This is a genomic window from Pirellula sp. SH-Sr6A (assembly GCF_001610875.1).
GTDB lineage: Bacteria > Planctomycetota > Planctomycetia > Pirellulales > Pirellulaceae > JBKCUI01.
In genome coordinates, this window is the sequence record NZ_CP011272.1 from 728,256 (window position 1) to 749,430 (window position 21,175).

Sequence of the window (21,175 nt, forward strand, 5' to 3'; positions counted from 1 at the left end):
GCACTTGACTGTCCTTCGAATTGCAGAAGTAGTTTTGAACACCTGCTTATCCTTCTCCCACCGAATGCCGCCAAACTGGTGCTAGAGAATCACGTTCATACGCAGGCCATATACAAATGCCTCATCGGCCAACGCGCCTGCATCCGGTTTGATGTACTGCACATCAGGCGTTATGTTCATCCACGGACGGACTTGGAAGTTATAGAACATCTCAACGCCAGTTCCATCTCTGGGGCCAAAAAGCTGTCTTGGAAGCGGTCCGTATTCGGTACTTGAGCCCACATAGTACCAACCAACTCCCCACTTATCTTTTCGTTCGGCGCGAAGCTTACTGTCTCCGCCCAAGCCAGCACTTAGAAAGTATCGTAGAGGCGTTGGATTCCCATCGCTGATGGAAGCCCGACCGAAGAGGCCCCACCCCTTTCTCTCTCCTGCTTCGAACTGCTTTAGGTATTGATCGAACCCAGAGTAGAGGGTCCAAGAATCGGACTTAGTTTGAAAACCTGGTACAACCGGCTGCGGATAAACACCTGGAGGGGGCTCATTGAATTGCAGGTCCGTCAAATCGACTTTCTTCCACATCCCTCCTACGTGAACGTCACCTGGCCGATCGAATGCTCCCGTATTGACCTTGACCTCCGTACCGACAATAACGCCGTTGGCATAAAGATCATCGATATCAAAGAAATCCGTAGTTCGATCCTTGGGGTCGTAAGCGAAGACGTTGACCATCCCCCACGATTGGGGCATGGCAGCTCCCACGACAAATCCAGTATATGGAAGCCCCAAGAGAAAAGCGGGATTAGCAATGAACGCTTGGTTCACAAACTGCTCTGTACCATCTCCCCCCGCGAACTCATCTTGATCTGCCGCTCCCAAGACATCTTTCTTGCCACCGTATAGGACCAAGCTTTCGGATAGCGGTTGGGTGATGACAAAATTGGTAAGGAATAACTCCCCTTGATCGTTCGGAGCGGTCGGGAGTAATGCTGGGAAAACAGCAGGTGGAAGCGATCCGGTGTTCAGCGAAACATTGCCGTACTCTCCATACCAGTGTTCAGCTCGAACTAGAAGCGATCCGTAAGGAAGTCCACCAAATTTTTCCAAGTCGAACTTCAGATCGTATTCGCCGCGACCTGTGTACTCGAAGGTATCTCCAAACTCGAGCGGCAACGGAATCGGCGGTAACCTTTCTATCCCACCCTCGACACCGAATGCGAAGTGAGTTGAATTTCCTGAGAAAGCTACCCCTCGTTCTTTCATCCCGGACCTGTATCCAAACCAGTCACCGGTGAAGTACTGACGCTCCGCTCCGCATGACGCCAACGGGGAACAAGATGCTGTCATCGAACTCGTGGGGATGGACTGCACATCGCAGGATTCCATCGCAGACTCGCCAGCAACCTCGGCGTCGCCATGGGATCCGACAGCAGTACCTGATAGGGCAAGAGCAATAGCAAAAGCTCTACGGAGTTCCGAACGAGGTCTTCTCATCACGATAAACAATCCCTTGTTTTCGATTCTTCGAGAGACTCTTACTACAGCGAGTTGCTCTAATCAACGCTCATCATCAACTTTTCAGTCGCATCAGCCGAGCGAGTAAGTCTCACAAGGCGTTTCCGCCCGATTTGACTATTCTGCAAGCCGCACGAAAAAGCGTAGAGTAACTCCTTCAAGCCGTCTTTCCGGACTTCTACATCATCACCGAATCCGCACATTCCGCAAAGTCGGACTCCGCCGTTCAGCGGCCTAGGATTTGCGGAATCCGGGTTCAAGCAAGCCTCAAACCTGGATCGACACGCTGGATTCATTGAAAAACGGGCCACGAAAACGGACAAAACGCAAGCCACCAGATAAGATGATGGGGCTCGCGGTCTTCAAGATCGCAAAGTACGTGATCCGAGGTCCTTAATAAGAAAATGCAGAGATAGTCTGAGCATGAACCCAAAGAAGATCGCCACCTGGAATTCGGGCAAGGCATTCGTTATCAGTACGCTTTTGGCCGCCCTACCAGGGGTAGCACTAGCCGCTCCCCCCTCCATGAAGCAGGTGATCCAGTCGAGCCAGAGCCTGCCGAATGCGACGGTCTACATCGACGCGGACTTGTTGCGAAGCGTAGCCAGCGATTCCGCCGCGGCATCAGAGATGTCCCCCCAAGTGAAGGAAGTTCGGATCGCCAGCGCTCTCGACTTCTCTACGCTCCAAGCAAAGTGGGAAATCGGCTACGCATCGTTGAAGACAACCCCACCCAATGAAACCATCGCGTCTCTTTTCAAAGGATACATTGATGAAGTAGCGGGTAAGAAAATCGTTTGGACTCCCAACCAAACTTATTTGATTCCGCTCCCAGATGATGTGATGGCGATCGTTCGACCAACAGACCGAAAGCTTGTCGGACAATGGCTTCGCAAAGACAGACCCGTTAATCCGACTGGCATTCTTTTAGAGTTTGCCGACCAACCGACAGTAGACTGCGCCTTGATGATCAGCATCGACGTTGCGGATGTCCTCTCCCCATCGGCCCTGGAAAATCGTCTGTTTACATACGAGTCGGTCAGCGAAAAGGAACGCACCTCCTTTTCTCGTGAACTTTCAAAGCTCGTTGGGATCCAGCTGACTTACAATGGCGACGCAAAGTTCACCGCGAAATTCCGATTCGAAAACAGTCCGGTCAAGCTCTTTTCAGCGGCAAAGCCGATTTTGAAGGAGATGCTGATCCGAAATGGAATCTTCTTCAAGGAATTCGACCAATGGGAAATCTCCGTCGAAGGAAAAGACTTGATCGCATCTGGCAAGATTGCGATGTCTGCGCTCGACGATCTAATCGGCCTGTTCTCGGTGCATCGAATGGTTTCGAACGCTTCTGAAAAGACTGTCGATGTCAAACAGACCAGCGAAAGCAACATCGCAGAAACGTCCAAAGCCTATCTCTCCAAGGTCACCAACATCGTCGCCCGCGTTCGCGATTACTCTGCTTCGAATACAGGGGAACGGGCGCAATGGAACGGCAACATGGCTAGAAAGATCGACGATCTGCCAACGCTTAATGTCGACCCGGAATTGGTCGCATTCAGCACCGAAGTATCGAAGTGCCTGCGCAATAATATGCTCACCATGCAAATGGCCAATATCAAGACCGGCGCCGCATCCGTCGTTAACAACGCCGCTGGAGGTGCTCAGGTTTATGGCTACGAAGGCAGTTACGGTTACGGGTATGGCTACTACTACGATCCGAATGCGTACGCCAAGTACAGCACTGTCGGCCAATCAGCGGGAAATGCCAACTTCAAGCAGACCATTGCCGTTATCGAACAAAGCCTGGCTGAAATGCGAAAGAAGATGACCGACAAGTACAAGATTCAATTCTAGTATTTGATCAACTTCTAGAATTCAATCGAGGAAAGGGTGGTTCCTCTCGGTCCAAGTCCGACCGGAAGCATCTTCAAAACAACCACCCAATTTCCGATCGAAACCTTTCACAAGCTGTACTACCTTTCCGAGTGCGATCTTAAGAAAGATCCACTCGGTTGGTGGTGCTCCACGGCGGTTCGTCGTGACTCGGGGCTGGTCAGTTTCCTCTCGTGATCTCGTTCAGCATCTGGATGTCCAGTGCTTGCTCGGCAACCAGCTTTTTGAGTCGTTGGTTATCGTCCTCAAGTCGCTTCAGTCGATTGGCTTCTTCGCTCTTCATGCCCCCGTACTGGGCTCTCCAACGCGACAAAGTCGGTTCGCTGATCTCGAGGGCCCGTAGTATCTCGCCGACACTATTGCCCGGAGCATTGCATCGGCGTCTCGTAGCTTCTTCACAATCTGGTCGGCCGAATGCCGATTTCGCTTACTCGTCATCAAAGTCCTCCTGCCGTTTACGGCGATAGACTTTCATAACTCCTGGATCAACTTTTGGGGAGCACTCCAAGATCTGCAAGGGGAGAATCGGCATCGCCAAATGCGTTAGCAGAAACCCCCATTCGGTTCATCACCGAGAGGTAGAAACTGCAAAGCTTTCGCTCATTGTCATGGCGCTTTCCGAAGTCTAGAACTTGACCAGTCTTCATGGTTCCCCCCAGACCACCGACAGTGAGGAGAGGTACCCTCGTTGAGTCGTGCTTGCTACCCGACCACATGTTGTTGACGAACATCAAGCAGGAATTGTCGAGCACCGTTCCATCTCCTTCTTGCATACTCTCGAGCTTCTGGGCCAAGTATGCCAATTGACTGCTGTAGTACGTTGTCACACGTTCCCATTCGTCCGATCCATCATCGTGTGAAGCGAGGTGGTGAGGTTTGCGCACATCCAAGAAGGGATAGAAAAGCCCTGAGATGTCGCGGCACAAGAGAAGCGATGCAACCCGGGTGCGGTTGCTTTGAAACGCGAGGGCGATGATATCGCACATCAACCGCATATGCTCGCGAATGTCCTCTGGCAGTCCGTTGTCAGGGCGATTCATCTGAAAGACCGATTCCCCGGTTCTCGCGACCTTCTCCTGAACTTTGTCGATGCCGCCGCGCTGCCGCTGAATCCGTTTCTCGACTTCTCGAATACTGGTCAAATACTCATCGAGCTTCGCCTTGTCCCGAGCGCTCGCTCGCATCGCGAGACTGGACGCATCTTCTCGAACTCGGTCCAAAATACTCTTGTTGCGTTGAGTTCCCCGATTCTCGAATAGGCTATCAAACGCGAGCGACGGATAGACCTCCATAGGGACCGGAGATGTCGCGTTTTGCCAAGAGATATGAGAGCTATACGCCATGGAGAAGTTGGTCTCGTGGTACCCAGTCGTCGGTTGCTCGCATCCCAAGACCAAACTAGGAACCACATCGTCTTGCCCAATCGCATTCGCAATCGCTTGATCCACACTTATGCCACCCCGCAATTCCGCACCTTTTTGAAGCGCAGCGCCGGAAAGGATGTTGCCGGTTTGACCAGGGTGGATGCCGACTCCAGTGGCATTCTTATTGAACAGACCATTGATCACATTCAACTTCGACTTCACGCTCTCCAGCGGATGCAGGCAGCGGCTGAGCTCCATACCTTCCGGAGTTGTCTTGGCCCACCAATGATCGGGGTGCACGCCGCAAGCCATAAACATGACTCCAAAGCGTTTAGGCAATTCGGAAGCGACGTCGTCGGTAGGAGCCTCGCCCCCCCACACTTGCAGTGATTCAAGCCAGGGAAGTCCGACGAGAACGCCTGTTCCGTGAAGCCATTTGCGCCGCGAGATAGTTTGAGCACGACGTTCAGGTTGATTCATTTTCATCGCGAGACTCCTTCGTCCGAGGTAACGGTTTGCAGACGTTTATAGCGAAATGGCTGGCTCAGCACGATTCGTTCAAAAACGGTACTGATTCGATCGCCATTGTTTTGGAGGGACTGGACCAGTTCATCGACCTGAACATCATCGGCAAGAATCAACGTTCGCCCGAGCGCGAACGCCAAAAGACTTTCGCAGAAATGACGCCTGAAGTCCTTCATCCGATGCTGTTCGATATACGATCGGAGCCCCTCGATACCGATGGCTTCCTCGCCATTAGGAAGGGTGGCGTCGGTTTGAACAGGACGCCCAACAAGATCTTTGTCCCGTGGCCGTCCGATAGGATCGAATCCTTCCAGGAGCAAGCCTGCTGAATCAAATCGATTGTGGCAAGCGGCACAACTCGGGTGCTCGCGATGGATGGCGAGCGCTTCACGAAGCGTCTTATCTCCCAATTGTTGATCGGAGTTGGGGAGTTCGGGAACATTGGGTGGTGGAGGTGGTATCAGCTCACCTAACAGTCTTCGCACAACCCAGTAGCCTCGTTTGACAGGACTGGTACGAAGCCCCGGAGAATTCTGGGTGAGGAATACCGCCATCGATAGAATGCCTCCCCGTTGATATGCCTTGGCCTCCGGAAACTTCGACCATTTTCTTTCATAGACCGGTGGAGCATTCTTGACGCCGTAATGGGCAGCCAACCGGCCGTCTAGAATCATATAATCCGCATCGAGTATGCCTGCGACGGTACCTTCGTTCTGGATCAAGTAATGGAGGAACTCGATCGGCTCTTGCCACATCGAGTTTCGCAACTCGTCGTCGAATGACGAAAACTGATTGCGATCCACTGCTTGATGCTGATCGAACCTTCGGAAGTCCAGCCAATTTCCAAGAAACTCGAGCAACATGCTTTTCGCTCGAGGATCGGCCAGCATGCGTCGGGACTGCGCGACCAATACTTCTGGGTCGCTCAATCGACGTTGTCGCGCCAGTTCCATCAATTCAGGATCCGGCGTACTGGACCATAGAAAGTAGCTTAACCGAGACGCGAGCTCTTCGTCGCGGAGAGGTACCATCGACTGCCCAGTCGTCCCTATCGCAGTCGTCTCTATCGGCAGTGCAGAGACTTGTTTTGATTCGCTCCCCTCTTCCCGGACGTCATCCTCGCTCTGCGACGAAACACCTTGCAAGTCCCAGCGATAGAGATAACTCGGGGATACTAAAATGGTAACGAGGGTATCCTCCATCGCAGCGCGGTGATCACCCGACGATTGTTGCAAACTCTCGTCGTAATACTGCAAGATTCTCTCTCGGTCTCGGTCGGATAGCGGTCTTCGAAACGCGCGGCCAGCGAACTCGAGCAAGCTCGTTAATTGCTTGGGGCGAGCGTCTTTCCACTCCGTTTCAAACGCCCGGATCCTGGTATTGCAATCTTTGAAATGGAAAGCGACGGCCTCGCGAAGTGCTGACGAGGATTCCATGCCTTCGAGTTTATTCAGATAAGCATTAGCAAATCGATCGATCATCTCCTGACTCAAGGCCGATTTGTCTTCAGCGCGAACGAAATGAAAGGCGGGGTCGTTGATAAAGGATGCTTCGGCTCGCTCGAACCAAATAAAACCGCTGTATTGCCGCGTCGGAACATGGCTGATGAAATTCAGCTCCTCCCACAAACGATCGAGCTGCCGTTTTTGTTCTTCGTCGAGAATCAATTCGCAGAGCGGTTGATCGTCACGAAAAAAGCCCATCATGCTATGAAAGCCGGCACTGAGCAGCCGTCCCTTTGCTTCCCTTGCCGCCTCCTCCTCGGAGATATGTGCCCGGCCTCGCTCGAGCACGAGAAACGTGTCCGGGAAGACCGCCCCAAATTTTTCATAGTCTCTTTGAACGGCCTCTTTCGCTTCGGTCCTGTCCGACTTCATGATTGCCAATTCGGCTTCGGACAACACACAATCTTTGGTGTCTGGGTTGATCGCGTCATGATGTACGAGTCGTCGAGAAGCCGCCATCTTGCGATTCTTCCACAAGACCAATGGCTGCGATCCACCGTTCATTCCGCGAGCACCGTTGAGGTTCGCGATTCGGACTCGCATTGGACGACGCGTCTCCTCGATCCATTTGGCGATCTCTTTGCATTCTCGCTCCACCGTGTCGGACTTTTCGCGGTCACTGGGCAATGCATTCCAACGGCGCTGCAACTCCTTGGATGGTCCCCACTGAATCGTTACGTCATGCAGATGCTCCCAAATCGTCGTCAGATAGCGCGGACTCAACTTGCGAGCTCGAGCGAACTCCACCCATCTATCGGCCCCAGGAGACAAGGATTCCCGTTTCCCCTCCCAAGCAGCGAGGAGATACGCATCGAGGGCAGTGGGTTGGGCTCGATAGAAATCGACGATTCGCTGCACACAATACTTATCGCGATCGGTATCGGTTACCACGGGGTGCGGGGCGAAACGAATTCCATCGGGGGTCAAGAGCATGTGGTCCGCCACGCTGCGTGCAGCGTCCAAATACTTATTGATAAGCGAAGGGGAAATGGTCAGCGACTCTGCGGAGTTATCGAACCCCGCCGCATTGGCGGCATCGATCGGGAAACTCGCTGTCGGTTTGATGTCGACGCCGGTCAAATCGCGGATGGAGTAGTTGTATTCCGAGTTGCTAAGGCGCCGTGTACTGATGGGGCCAGGATCGCCCGCACGTCTAGCGGCCTCGCTCGTTCGAAAACGGCTCGCCCAATCTGCAAGACGCTTGCGCTCTTCGTCGCTCGGGAGCTCCCCGGCATCGGCGGGAGGCATCTCTTTCTCATGGACGCGGGAGAGGATCGCTTGCCAACTCCCCCACGCTTGATCGATATCCGACGGGGACCGAAAAATCGACATGTCCAATTTCGCTTCGGCCGTCGCAGAGTCGTGGCAATCCATGCAGTATTTGCTGAAGAGCGGAAGGATCTCGGCCTCAAAGGTTCGAGCTAACTCTTGATCGGTCTCGCTCGTATCGGCGGCAGAATTGCCTGCAGCCAGGGGAATGGGGAATTCCTCGGCGAAGGTTTTACGTGGAATAGGGATCCCAGCCAGGAGCCCAAAGGCAATGGCAATGCAAGCGACAGCAACCAAACTTTTTCGGAAGTGGAATCCGACGTGCATAAACAGCTCAAGAAGTGTTGGCGGGGAGGGTGCCGGTCCATAAAACGTACCGGATGGCAGGGATCTCATTCTAAACCATCCCGAAGTCCTTCGCGACATGCAGGAGGAATGATGTGGCTGGGGAATTTAGGAGGCGTATTCCGAATCGATGAAAGATTCTTGGGAAACGGAGCGGTTTCTAGGGGCCTGCAGATCGGGTAAACTCCAAATCATTGAAGACTCCCGCGGGGAGGGGAAGCATGGTCTGGACGACAGGCAACAAGCATCTCCCCACGGGTCAAAATCCATCACGCTGCAGGCTTTGAAAACTTATGTCGAACGCAAAAATCCGTGGCATCGTCCACGTCATCGAAGAAACGAAAACCTTTGGACAAAAAGGGTTCCGAAAGCGGACTGTCGTACTGGAACAGCAAAACGGCCGCTTCGCCAACTACATTCCTCTCGAATTCACCAATGACGGATGCGATTTGGTGGACGATCTTCGGTTGGGGGACGAAGTCGACATCACTTACCGTCTCGGCGGTCGCAAGTGGCAAAAGGATCCGTCCAGCGAAGTGAAGTATTTCCTCAGCGCTGAGGCGATGGCGTTTACCAAGGTCGGCTCCAAAGGCGAGGACTCGTTCGATGTCGACGACATCAACAACGAGTTCTCGCAATCCGGCGCCGACGACGATGCGCCGTTTTAGGAACGCCGATTGACGAGCATCCTTCGAACCGGTCGCGTATACTCTTCCACTCCAGTCGCCCGCGACATCGTCGACGTCGATCAAGGTGAGCCAGTTCTCCACTGATTTGAATCTGCAAAAAGGAAAGATGTGTTATGAGATTACGCACATGGATACGTATCGGAATCAGTGCCGCGATAGCTTGCTCTGCATGGGGACGGGAGTTTGCATTGGCAGATGAAGGAATGTGGCTCTTTAATGCCGTTCCCAAAACGGAGTTGAAGAAGAAGTACGGATTTGAGCCAACCCAAGAATGGCTGGACCATCTCATGCTTTCGAGCGTCCGTTTCAACTCGGGCGGTTCCGCATCCTTCGTCTCTTCCAATGGTTTGGTTCTGACCAATCACCACGTTGCGTCCGACACGCTCTACAAACTCTCTACGGCGGAGCACAATTACAACGAAGACGGATTCTTGGCGAAGTCACAGGCAGAGGAAATCAAAGCTCCCGATCTGGAACTGAATCAACTGATCTCGATTGAAGATGTTACCGCTCGGGTTAACAGTGCGGTCGCGGCGGGACTCAGCCCACAGGACGCCGCCAAAGCTCGACAAGCCGCCATGGCCCAGATCGAAAAAGAGTCGTTGGACAAAACCGGTTTGCGCAGCGATGTGGTAACCCTATTCGGCGGGGGTAAGTACCATCTGTACCGGTACATGAAATACACCGACGTTAGGTTGGTCTGGGCGCCCGAAGCAGGTAGTGCATTCTTCGGAGGCGATGCAGACAACTTCGAGTACCCACGCTATTGCCTCGATGTCACCTTGTTTCGCGTTTATGAAAACGGGAAACCGGCAAAGATTGAACACTTCCTCAAAATGGATCCCAACGGGGCCAAAGAAAACGATCTCGTTTTCGTATCGGGAAACCCGGGCCGTACACGCCGAATTTTTACCCATTCGGCCATCGAGTTCCAGCGTGACCACTCGATGCCCCGAACCATGAATTATCTCCGTCGCAAGGAGATTCTCATGCAGCAATATGGTCTGACTGGTCCGGAACAAAAGCGACGCGCGAAAGACGATCTCTTCGGGATCCAAAACTCCCGAAAAGCAATCGGCGGCATGTTGGCCGGATTGCAAGATCCTGCCTTTGCAACTTCGAAGAAGAAGGAGGAATCGGCCCTGCGCGAGAACGTTTCTTCAGACCCCAAGCTCAAGCCATTCGCAGGTGCTTGGCAACAAATCGAACAATCGCAGGCGAAACGAAAGGAATTGCTCACCCAGTCGGTGAGCCTTCGCACGAAATTGTACGGCGTTGCTGAAACTCTCGTGCTCATGGCGATCGAAGACACCAAAGCCAGCGCGGAACGTTTTCGTGAATACCGAGACAGCAACCGCGAATCGTTTCTTCAAGAGCTATATTCCGATGCGCCAATGTACGACGATCTAGAACGCATTCAACTCGCAGATGAACTTGCTCGGTTATCTGAAGATCGAGGAGGAAACGACCCGTTCGTTCGCAAGGCACTTCAAGAAAAGGGGCCAAAAGATCGAGCGTCGGAGCTGATCGGAAAGACGGAATTGTTCTCGGTTGAAGGTCGCAAGAAGATTGCAGCTGCTGGACTAGAGGGACTGAAGAAATCAACCGATCCTATGATTCAACTTGCCCTCGCCATGGAACCCGAGTACCGACGCGTTCGCGAACTTACCGACAGTATTGATGAGACGGAACGGCAGGCCTATGCCAAGATCACCGAGGCCAAGTTTGCGGTGGCAGGCGACACTCTCTATCCCGATGCGACCTTCACTCTCCGCCTTTCCTACGGACAAGTAAAAGGATACGAGAGCAACGGCGGGACCGTCCCTGCCGCCACAACACTCGCGGGAGCCTTCGATCACGAGTCCAAACACCTTGCCGAAGAGCCTTGGATTCTCCCCAAGAGCTGGAAGTCGGCGAAAGATAACTTCAACGGTTCGGCTCCCTTCAATTTTGTTTGTACTGCGGACATCATCGGCGGCAATTCGGGATCCCCTGTCGTCTCCAAAGAGGGCGCAATGGTTGGGATCATTTTCGACGGCAATATCGAAAGCCTGACCGCAGATTTTTACTACACCGATCAAGTTTCGCGAGCCGTTTCCGTCCACATCGCTGGTGTCCTCGAGGCAATGCGAAAAATTTACGATGCGGGACATCTGGCCGACGAAATGGGGAAGTAGTCTAGGGTGTAATTGGACTTGAACGTCCTTCCTTCCGCCACCTAAGCCCTCGTTGCCCCCAAGCAAAGTCATCTGTAAAACCCCGGAAAACACCATGGTCACAAACCTATTGAGTTATCGCTCGGTCGTGGTGTCGGGGGCCTTGTGCCTTGCCATCTTGTGGGCAACGGATCCCATGGGTACGAGAAGCAGTCAAACGGTTGCAATCGCGGCCGAGAGCGATGGAGCGGATTCGAATTATCCCAAACGAATCCGACTGGAGCATGTTCCAAACTGCATTCAAGTGACCGATGGAGTCTACTCAGGGGGACTTCCAGAGGGAGAGAAAGGATTTGAAGAGCTTCAAGCGCTCGGGGTAAAAACTATCATCAGTGTCGATGGTATGACACCCGACATAGGGACTGCCAAGAAGTTTCAACTCCGTTACGTTCATTTACCGCACGGGTACGACGGGATATCAACAGGAAGAATGCTGGAAATCGCGAAGGGATTGCACACCCTGCCCAAACCTATATTCATTCATTGCCACCACGGCAAACACCGCAGCCCAGCTGCGACAGCTGCCGCATGTGTGACTTTAGGATGGATCGACCAATCCACAGCGAACAAAGTACTTCAAGTGGCTGGGACCAATCCCAACTATCGAGGCTTGATTTCATCGGTCACCAACGCCAGAGCGATCCCTTCAGCGGACCTCGACAAGGTAGAAGGAAAATTTCAGGAAATTGCAGCGGTTCCACCCTTGATCGAAACCATGGTCGCCATGGACGAGCACTTCGAGGCCATTGCGAAAATCGATCCCTCGCTATCCCAAGATCACAAATCTCGAACGGTGTTGGCAGATCGAGTGCTGCTAATGACGGATCATTACACAGAACTTCAACGAATGGCGGAACAAGAAAATGCCCCGAAGGAATACCAAAACCTTCTCAAAGTAGGGGAGTCCGTTTGCGTCGAACTCGAAACCGAACTACGCCAGCCTAGTACCGCAGCCAAGCCGTTAGATGTCAAGCCACTGGTCGAGCGCCTAAAATCGAACTGCACGTCATGTCATCAACTATTTCGTGATAACCGAACGCCAGACAAACCGCAACGCTGAGAGTCGGGAGCGATCCTCCCTAAAGCGGTGGTAAAACCTATTTTTGGAACTCGCATGTTGTTTGCTCTGGTATTCGTTCTGCTCCTCCCACTGGTTGTTCTCCCTGTAGCTCTCTTTCTCAAGAACTTGAAAGAGTTTAGTCCCGCAACTTCGGATCCCGCGCGGATCCGCGAAGCGGAGCGTGAGGCGATCAGCGTATGCATCCCCGCGCGAAACGAAGAACGCAGTATTGCCAATTCGCTTGAATCGATCCTCCAGTCGACTCACCCTACCTACGAAGTTTTGGTACTGGACGACCATTCAGAAGATCGCACCCGCGAAATTGTGGAATCCTATTCCAAACAGAGTGAGCGTGTGCGTCTGGTGACTTCGAATCCATTGCCGCCTGGATGGAACGGAAAACAGCATGCGTGCTGGCAATTGGCACAGCAGGCGAAGCATCCAACACTCCTGTTTCTGGACGCAGATGTGCGGCTCGCTCCCGATGCACTGACGCGTTGCATCGCGGAACAACAACTTCGGGGGGCTCCTCTCATTAGCGGCTTTCCGTTGCAAGAAACCGGCACGCTTGCAGAGAAAACTCTCATTCCGATGATGCACTACGTGCTGCTATGCTACTTGCCTCTCGATCGCATGCGGTCGACGACCAAGCCCGAGTTTGCGGCCGGCTGCGGACAGCTATTCGTCGCCCAGCGAGAGCCTTACTTCACGTGCGGTGGCCATCAGGCGATTCAGCAATCTCGTCACGATGGCATTCAATTGCCTAGGGCATTTCGCCGCCACGGATTCCGAACGGACCTGTTCGATGGGACAGACATTGCTCGTTGCCGAATGTATGAAACGACATTACAAGTAATGAGAGGCTTGCTCAAAAATGCAACCGAAGGAATCGCGAATCCAAAGCTCATCGTTCCGTTCACGATTTTGCTTGTCGGCGGCAACTTGCTCCCAATTGGGCTGCTCGTCTCTGCACGGTATGGCAAATCAAGTATCTTCGTTCTAGTGTTGCTCGGGGCATTGGTCCTCATGACATGGATTCCCAGGGTCCTAGCTGCGATTCGATTCCGTCAATCGATTGGCGGTGCGCTCCTTCACCCCATTGCAATAGCGATCTTCATCTCTCTTCAGTGGATCGCTTTGATCCAGAGACAGCTGGGGGCTCAAGTCACTTGGAGAGGAAGGATCTAAGCACGATCCTGCGCTCGTGACCTATGTGTCCGATTTGAGTGCGTTTCGAAGTGTGTCCATCGTTGCTCTTTGGCGAGACTCGACAAACTCTTTGGCCTTCGTCACGTTTTGCAAGGCCCATTCGCGATCTTGAACCATGCGAAGCGCCGCAGGTGCGACTTGGCGTCGTTCTGCTTCCACATCGAGATCGAATAGCCAATCGCCAAGCCCAATGTCTTGCCACATGAAGCCCTTCGTGGTCTGCTCAGCCCAGCGGCAGACGATGGCAGGGACGCCGTTTCCGACGCACATAATCGGAGAATGCATTTCATTTCCAAAAAGTCCAAGGCTCATGCGATAGGTTGATAATGCTTCGTCGGTGAGCCAATACTCCTTTCGATGAACAACCCGCGACTGCAAGTTTGCACGGAGTTTGTCCCACAGTAACTCCTTTCCGACTGCCATCTGCGTTTGGTCCTCCGGGCACAGCAGAATCTTGTAGGGTGTATTGGCCAGGATCTGCTGAATTGCTTCGAGAAGGGGAGCGTGATCCTGGGCTTTCATCGCTTCATTTCTCGCATGTTTCACAGGGTCGAGGGGGCGATTCTTGGATTCAATCAACCAATACGGGGTGTATCGCAATCGCGGAATACAGCAAACGAATTCGAAGGGTCGAAGGTCATGTTCGGCAAGAAACTTTTTCGCTCGATCATCGTTTGCAAGATCGGTTGCAAAAGCACCATCGGGCGCAAACTCCATGACAGGGCAAGTGCACCCTGCGACCTTGGCAAGCGCTAGCGATCGGGAGTCGCGGAAATACGCGAATTGCGCCTGGCTGAGAAGAGAAACGGTTTTTTGAAATCGTTCGTCGGGTATCTCCTTGGTATCGGTCGAGCCGATGCGAGAAAGGGTGATCCCATAAACTCCAAACGGCTTCCCTGTTTGTTCCACCCAAGTTCGCACATCTTTTTCTGCGACTAACGATGGGCCTGACCCGTGCAACAAAAAATCGCAGCGTCCCATCGCTTCCGATATCTCCGACTTTGTACGAACGAGCTTGAGATTGGGAAAACGGTTCATAAGGAGGGACTCGACACCGTCAGCCAGGCTGCTGGGCCATAGTGTCACCTCCGCATTGGGGAGATGCTTTTCCAAGAGCGCCAAGACACCGGGAGTGTGAGCGATATCGCCAATATTGACGGTTTGCCACGATGACCTTAGCAGTACTTTGGGGAACTTTGACGACTCTTGGCTAATGGCGGAGCACCATGGGCGCAAGGCGATCGCAGTGGCTCCAATTCCGGCAAGGATCCGACGTCTTGGCAGCTGCGTATTAGAGAGAGGCATGACTGGGCTCACGTGGCAAAGGAATTAAAACCGGTACAAACATCCATGTTTTGAAGATCGTCAAGGTTCTTTTGAAGTATCCATTCTACCCCGTCGATTCCATTAACAAAGCGCGGTTATTTAATTCAGGACACCCCAATTTTATTTTTACGTAGTGTCCCAGGCACGACCATCGGGATGGACGCTGAAAATGACCGACAATTTCATTGATGGCAAACCGACCCAGAAACGCATGGAGGATCACCTATGGATCCTCCTCTTCGGCGTAACCATTTTTCTGGGTGCGTTTCTGCTCTTTCAGGTCCAGCCTGTGATCGGCAAACTGATTTTGCCTTGGTTCGGCGGCAGTCCTGGCGTCTGGACCACTTGCATGCTCGTCTTTCAGTGCTTGCTATTCGCAGGTTACACCTATGCGCATTTCCTGGTCGCACATCTGCGCTTGAAGGCACAAGTTATCTTGCACTGCGGATTGCTTCTCGTCGCGGTAACGATGCTACCCATTGCACCCGCAGAAACATGGAAGCCACATAGTGGCGAATCCCCGCAGTGGAACATTATCGTTTTGCTCCTCGCCCATGTCGGCGCACCTTACTTCTTATTATCGGCGACCGGCCCGCTGCTTCAAAGCTGGCTGGCCCAAAGTCGCTTGATCGATAAACCGTATCGACTCTATTCACTATCTAATATCGGGTCGATGTTGGCATTGCTGAGCTTTCCGTTCGGCGTCGAGATTTGGATGAGTTCGAGCGAGCAAGCAACGGTTTGGAGTGCCGCTTTTATTATTTATGGATTGCTATGCGGGTTGGGAGCATTCGGGATCGGATTCCTCGCCAAACATCATTCGCCTTCCACGAGGGAAGTTAGCGAGGGCAACTCAGAGGGTACGTTGACGATCCTACCACGCGAGCATGAAGCAAAAGATACGCGATGGATCTCGTGGTTGCTATATGCCATGCTTCCTTCGATGATGTTGCTGGCAACCACCAATCAAGTGTGTCAAGATACGGCTGTCATTCCCTTTCTTTGGATTGCTCCGCTCGCGTTTTACCTGCTCTCATTCATCCTGACATTCGAAAGCGAGAGATGGTACCTTCGGCGCCCGACGATACAACTGGCCGCCCTCTGCTACCTAGCATTGTATGGCCTCAAACTCATGGGTTGGAAGACTCACTTGGCCGTCGAAATCGGGCTGTACTTCGCTGGACTGTTCATGATCTGCATGGTTTGCCACGGGGAACTCTATCGATCCCGCCCGGGCACCAGTCGGCTAACCCACTTTTATCTCACCATCTCGCTCGGGGGAGCTTTGGGAGGAGTGTTCGTTGGGTTCATTGCCCCCCTCTTGTTCCGAGGATTCTACGAGTTTCCCCTCGCGCTGTTGGGAAGCACGATGCTGTTTCTCGAAACCTACCTTCGCTCTTCGACTATATGGAAATTGCGGATTCCTCAGCACGTCAAAGGTGGTCTCGCGTTTGGCATTCCGATTGCCGCGGTGGTTTGGCTTACCTTCTGGAATGCGACTGCAAATCAACAACTCGTTACCAAACGGAATTTCTACGGCGTCCTCAGTGTGACCGACGGACGCGATCTGAGCGGTTCAAAATCGATGCGGAAGCTGGTACATGGTCGCGTGGTGCATGGATCGCAATTTTTGGAGGAAGGCATGCGGAGTCTCCCCTCGACCTACTACACTCCGACTTCGGGAATCGGCAAGACGTTGAACCTGCTACAAGATCGGACATTGAATGTCGGTGTGGTTGGATTAGGTGCGGGTACGCTGGCGACCTATGGAAGAGAGGGTGATCGATACCGATTCTACGAAATCAATCCTGATGTTATTGCATTCGCCAAGGAGCACTTCACGTTTTTGCGAGACTCCAACGCAAGAGTGGAGTTTGTATTGGGAGATGCTCGACTGGAACTGGAACGCGAGGCGAACCAGAGCTTTGACATCCTGGTGCTCGACGCGTTTAGTGGCGACGCGATCCCGGTCCACTTGCTCACCGAGCAAGCCATGGATATCTACTGCCGACACCTCAAAGAAGGTGGCGTTCTGGCAATTCACATCTCGAACCTGTACTTTGATCTTCAAGCTGTGGTGAGTGGACTCGCAGATTCAAAGGGTTTTCAATGGGAAGTCGTCGAGGGAGCGGCACTAGCAAGCCCCGATGCGTACGATTCCAAATGGGCGATATTGTCCAAGGACTTTCGAATTGTCGAATCGCTCGAAGTGGAGGGTAACGATCGCGATGCAAAGAATGGTCAGGAAAGAAATCGCACCGTGAAATGGACGGACGATCAAAGCAACTTGTTCCAGGTACTCAAAGGGATTCGGTAGAAGCGATGTTGCCCGCAGGGATGGGGAAAAATTGGAAAGACTTCTGGAAACGACAGAATGTAATTCCCAGTATTCGGAAAACGATCCGGTGGTGGGCATTGAGTGCTGCCGTCGGTGCAACGGTCGGCACGCTTGTCGCGTTGTTTCTCTTCGGCTTGGATCGTGTGACCGAAGTCCATTGGCAATACCCTTGGTTGCTCTATCTCCTTCCTGTAGCCGGTGCTATCTCGGCTTGGATGTTTACGCTATCAGGACGAGGGGCCGATCGAGGAAACAACCTCATTCTCGAAGAGATTCATGAACAGCGCAGTGGAGTTCCGATGAGGATGGCTCCGCTAGTGCTGCTTGGGACTTGGCTCACCCACTTGTTCGGCGGTTCCGCTGGGCGCGAAGGGACAGCTGTTCAAATGGGCGCCGCAATCGCGGCAGGGGTCGGACGTTGGCTTCGACTCTCACGGGAAGAGACACGATCCCTTTTGTTGTGTGGAGTCGCCGCTGGATTTGGCTCTGTATTTGGAACACCTGTTGCCGGTGCCATTTTTGCAGTCGAGTTCTTGGTCAATGGAAGACTCGCGAGTCGCCCCATTCTCCCCTGCTTGATCGCATCGATTGTTGGAGATCAAGTCACGCTGTTGTGGGGGATCCAACACACTCAGTACGTCATCACTTTAGATCCTTCGATAGCGTTAGGTCTTCCAGTAACCGTTGGGGCGAAGGTCGTGTTGGCATCCGTTTGTTTTGGGGCAGCAAGCGTCCTGTTTGCCAAAGCTACGCATCTGGTCCAGGACTATTCCAAGAGATGGATTGCGATGAATTGGCTGCGTCCGTTCATTGGTGGTTTAGCAATCATCGCGTTGGTCCAACTGCTTGGAACGCGTGACTATCTGGGATTGGGAGTATCCGCACCGCACGGCAACCCAAACGCGGTGACCATCCAATCTGCCTTTCAAGAGGACGGTGCAGAACCCCCAAGCTGGCTATTCAAATTGCTCTTTACCGCGATCACTGTTGGAAGTGGCTTCAAAGGTGGGGAAGTTACCCCACTCTTTTTCATCGGTGCAACGCTTGGTCATGTTCTCGGGGACGCGTTGGGGCTGCCCACCGGATGGATGGCCGGATTAGGTTTGGTCGCTGTTTTCTCGGGAGCAACCAAAACACCAGTTGCCAGTACCTTCGTTGCTATAGAGTTGTTCCTTCCGCATGGTGAAGGACTAACCCAATCTGGATTCGTTGTATATGCCGCGATCGCCTGCTTCGTGGCGTATGCCGTCAGTGGCCCGACGAGTATCTATCACGCTCAACGCCATCACTCTGAGGTGGGTTGAACCTTGCTCGTAACTCGCCTTCGAATCCGGCTGGGAACGAGACATAATCCGCCGGCCATTGCAATACAAAGCAAGGAGCCAGGTTCAGGTACCGCTTGAAAATTCGCTCGGTAGCCGATATCGACGAAAGAGCCCAAGGTCATATTGCTGATAAAAGGAGTCCCTTGCGAATCGTTGTTGAGCCATCCCGTCATCAACTCGTAACGCATGTCGCGACCGAGCGAGTCCCGAACCCCTGTGACCCCTGCCCCCCCATCGACTTCGTTCCAGTGGCCATTTCGTGTCCCTCCACCTCCCCCTAGCTCGACATTGGGGGTCCCCGTCTGGCCAAACTCCGATTGCCAGAAACTGGTTGCGGAGGTGCCGGTAAACTCACCACTTCCAGTCACGTAAACACCGTTGTCCGTCCACAGCGTCCCAAACCCCATGACATGTCCCATCTCGTGGAGAATAACGTCATCAAAGACATTGCTGGCGACTAAGTTCGATATGTCAGCAATATCGAACCTCATCAGGCCGTCCGAGGCTAGTTCAAAGTTCAGCTGGTCAACGATTGTTGCTGTCGGACCGGCAGACCCCAAAACTTGCCCAACGCCGTCGATCGCTTCCACCGATGCATTGATGTTTAGCGTCGTCAGCTGTGTACCAATGGTCGCTGTACTCCCTGAGGACCGCCCCACGACGAAGCCATTTTGGTAACCTGAAATCAAGGACTGCCAGCGATTCGCCGCGTCGATAAAGAAGGGTTGGTAAACCTGATTGCCCGAGTAATTCACGTTGATGATGAATTCCGCATGACAGGCGGTGCAACTTCCCAGTAGGGCAAGCCACGACAAGACGACCGAAAAACAAACTCGTAACACCGAGCAACTCCTTGTGCGAACGTTCCCGTAAATCCATGGGGCGTTGGGCGTGCGTGGAGCGTGGTTCGATTTGTCGGACTGAAAGTAGTCTAAAGGTTTGACGAACGAGAGCCAAGCAATTTTTCGGAAAAAGGAACGTTGGACCGGGAGACTGAAAATCGCAGGTCGCGAGACGGGTGCAGAACTGAAGAGTCACGTTGCAGATCGAAGGGACTTGGTACACACTGTAGGCGGGTCGGTCCGAATCATCGGCCAGCTAAGTTACTCAGCCTCGCTTTGTTCGGAGACTTTTCTTGAGCCGTTCCATCGCTTCCTTGTTGCTTTTGGTTGTATCAACTCTCGCACCGATTTGCGCTTCAGCTGCAGATTGGACCATCCCCGTCGCAGGGAACGCGTTTCGACTTGAGCCAACAGATGAAGGACGCCGCGGCGGCTTTCAACGCGATGGAAGTCTTCGATTGTCCAAGCCGAGTGACCAGTACGTTGTTTACTTTCGCGTTGACCGCCCAGCCACATTTCAGCTTTCGGCGCGCGTTCGATCCCATGGAGACGGCGGGAGTGTGCGATGGAAGGTCCGGGATCGTTCTTTCTCGGTGAAAGCGCAGGGCAACGAGTTCGAATTGGTACAAGTTGGAGAAATCGTTGCAGAGAAGGCAGGTTACGTACGTATCGAAATCTCCGGTGAGGAAGGGAACGGCCCTGATGGTGTTGAACTACAGGACTTACAAGTCTCCTCCCAAACCGAAGGGCTCGTCGTCGACTTTGTTCGGAGCAACGACGGAAACATGTTTTATTGGGGGCGCCGAGGGCCATCGGTGCACCTGACTTACGAAACTCCTAAGAATCTTTCCCTCCAGTACGCCTATAGCGAAATCACGGTTCCGGCTGGTATGGACCAGGAAGGTTCATACTTTATGGCCAATGGTTTTTCCGAAGGATACTTTGGATTCCAGGTTAACGGTCCTCAAGAGCGTCGGGTTCTTTTCTCCGTTTGGAGTCCTTTTCAAACCGATAATCCAAAAGAGATTCCAGAGGAGCAAAGAATTCAAAAGCTCGCATCGGGTCCCGACGTTCGGATCGGCGAGTTTGGAAACGAAGGATCTGGTGGCCAGAGCTACTTGATCTACCCTTGGCATGCCGGAACGACCTATCGATTCCTCACCGAAGTGAAACCGGATCCGAATTCGACCGAACACACAATCTATACCTCTTGGTTTGGAAACAAGGAACAGGATGAATGGCGACTGATCGCCAGTTTTCGCCGTCCGAAGACCAGTACCCACCTGCGCGGTTTTCATTCCTTCCTTGAAAACTTCAATCCACAATTTGGCCATCTGACGCGAGGGGCAAACTATGGCAACGTTTGGGTAGTCGATACGCAAGGAGAGTGGCACGAGTGCACCCGTGCGAGGCTCTCCGCGGACGCTACCGCGAAAGGTCGCCATCGGCTGGATTTTGACGGGGGAGCCAAAGGAAACCACTTCTTTATGCAAAACTGTGGCTTCTTTGACCAAACAGGCCGTGTCGGAGAATTCTTTAGCCGCGAATCCACGGCGCCTGACAAGCCAAAGATCGACTTCGCATCCCTGCCGAAATAAACAACCCTCTGCACCGAGGCATTGTGTCCGTTTGCATGGTCGAACCTAGCTTTTGACGTCCACAAAGATTGGTTTGACGTTACAATCCCGGAACATTTTTGTAGGTCGGAAGTGCCTGCTCGCATCCGAGAGACTCCAATGGACAGAGTTGAGTGA

At 53.0% G+C, this 21,175-nt stretch carries 13 protein-coding genes and 1 pseudogene; 8 read left to right on the plus strand and 6 right to left on the minus strand.

What is annotated here, in order from left to right:
* Positions 1-81: 81 nt before the first annotated feature.
* Positions 82-1,347, minus strand: a complete 1,266-nt coding sequence (locus tag VN12_RS02660; protein WP_168164173.1) for a carbohydrate porin — start codon at positions 1,345-1,347, stop codon at positions 82-84.
* A 591-nt stretch (positions 1,348-1,938) separates the two neighbouring features.
* On the opposite strand from VN12_RS02660, the gene VN12_RS02665 reads away from it, so the two are divergent.
* Positions 1,939-3,369 carry a hypothetical protein gene (locus tag VN12_RS02665; protein WP_146675383.1) on the plus strand — a complete coding sequence of 477 codons (1,431 nt, stop codon included), beginning with the start codon at positions 1,939-1,941 and terminating at the stop codon, positions 3,367-3,369.
* A gap of 132 nt (positions 3,370-3,501) precedes the next feature.
* Here VN12_RS02665 and VN12_RS02670 read toward each other — a convergent pair.
* From VN12_RS02670 to VN12_RS02680, 3 genes and pseudogenes are all read right to left on the minus strand, one after another.
* Positions 3,502-3,846: pseudogene (locus tag VN12_RS02670) on the minus strand (transposase); the annotation flags it as partial.
* 47 nt (positions 3,847-3,893) lie between these two features.
* Complete coding sequence (locus tag VN12_RS02675) at positions 3,894-5,258, minus strand: DUF1552 domain-containing protein (protein WP_240491303.1); 1,365 nt, start codon at positions 5,256-5,258, stop codon at positions 3,894-3,896.
* Positions 5,255-8,467 (minus strand): DUF1592 domain-containing protein, encoded by a 3,213-nt coding sequence (locus VN12_RS02680; RefSeq protein WP_168164174.1) that lies wholly within the window; start codon positions 8,465-8,467, stop codon positions 5,255-5,257. The genes VN12_RS02675 and VN12_RS02680 overlap by 4 nt, the downstream gene beginning before the upstream one ends.
* Before the next feature lie 242 nt (positions 8,468-8,709).
* Between VN12_RS02680 and VN12_RS02685 the strand changes: the two genes are divergently transcribed.
* From VN12_RS02685 to VN12_RS02700, 4 genes are all read left to right on the plus strand, one after another.
* Positions 8,710-9,084 (plus strand): DUF3127 domain-containing protein, encoded by a 375-nt coding sequence (locus VN12_RS02685; protein ID WP_146675385.1) that lies wholly within the window; start codon positions 8,710-8,712, stop codon positions 9,082-9,084.
* A gap of 134 nt (positions 9,085-9,218) precedes the next feature.
* On the plus strand, positions 9,219-11,282 hold the full coding sequence (locus VN12_RS02690) for a S46 family peptidase (RefSeq protein WP_146675386.1): 2,064 nt from the start codon (positions 9,219-9,221) through the stop codon (positions 11,280-11,282).
* 94 nt (positions 11,283-11,376) lie between these two features.
* Positions 11,377-12,381 (plus strand): hypothetical protein, encoded by a 1,005-nt coding sequence (locus VN12_RS02695; RefSeq protein ID WP_146675387.1) that lies wholly within the window; start codon positions 11,377-11,379, stop codon positions 12,379-12,381.
* A 54-nt stretch (positions 12,382-12,435) separates the two neighbouring features.
* On the plus strand, positions 12,436-13,569 hold the full coding sequence (locus VN12_RS02700) for a glycosyltransferase family A protein (protein ID WP_146675388.1): 1,134 nt from the start codon (positions 12,436-12,438) through the stop codon (positions 13,567-13,569).
* A gap of 21 nt (positions 13,570-13,590) precedes the next feature.
* Here the strand turns inward: VN12_RS02700 and VN12_RS02705 are convergent, their stop codons facing one another.
* The gene (locus VN12_RS02705) at positions 13,591-14,895 is read right to left on the minus strand and encodes a polysaccharide pyruvyl transferase family protein (RefSeq protein ID WP_146675389.1); all 1,305 of its coding nucleotides are present in this window, start codon (positions 14,893-14,895) and stop codon (positions 13,591-13,593) included.
* Between the two features lie 190 nt (positions 14,896-15,085).
* On the opposite strand from VN12_RS02705, the gene VN12_RS02710 reads away from it, so the two are divergent.
* Entirely contained in the window at positions 15,086-17,233 is a 2,148-nt protein-coding gene (locus tag VN12_RS02710) for an MFS transporter (protein WP_146675390.1), read from the plus strand.
* Positions 17,182-18,558 (plus strand): voltage-gated chloride channel family protein, encoded by a 1,377-nt coding sequence (locus VN12_RS02715; protein WP_205855170.1) that lies wholly within the window; start codon positions 17,182-17,184, stop codon positions 18,556-18,558. Before VN12_RS02710 ends, VN12_RS02715 begins: the two co-directional genes overlap by 52 nt.
* On the opposite strand, the gene VN12_RS02720 is transcribed toward VN12_RS02715, so the two are convergent.
* Positions 18,540-19,421, minus strand: coding sequence for a peptidase (locus tag VN12_RS02720; RefSeq protein WP_205855171.1), 882 nt, complete (start codon positions 19,419-19,421; stop codon positions 18,540-18,542). The two genes, VN12_RS02715 and VN12_RS02720, sit on opposite strands and share 19 nt — an antisense overlap.
* A gap of 293 nt (positions 19,422-19,714) precedes the next feature.
* On the opposite strand from VN12_RS02720, the gene VN12_RS02725 reads away from it, so the two are divergent.
* Entirely contained in the window at positions 19,715-21,019 is a 1,305-nt protein-coding gene (locus VN12_RS02725; protein ID WP_240491304.1) for a DUF3472 domain-containing protein, read from the plus strand.
* Positions 21,020-21,175: the final 156 nt, after the last annotated feature.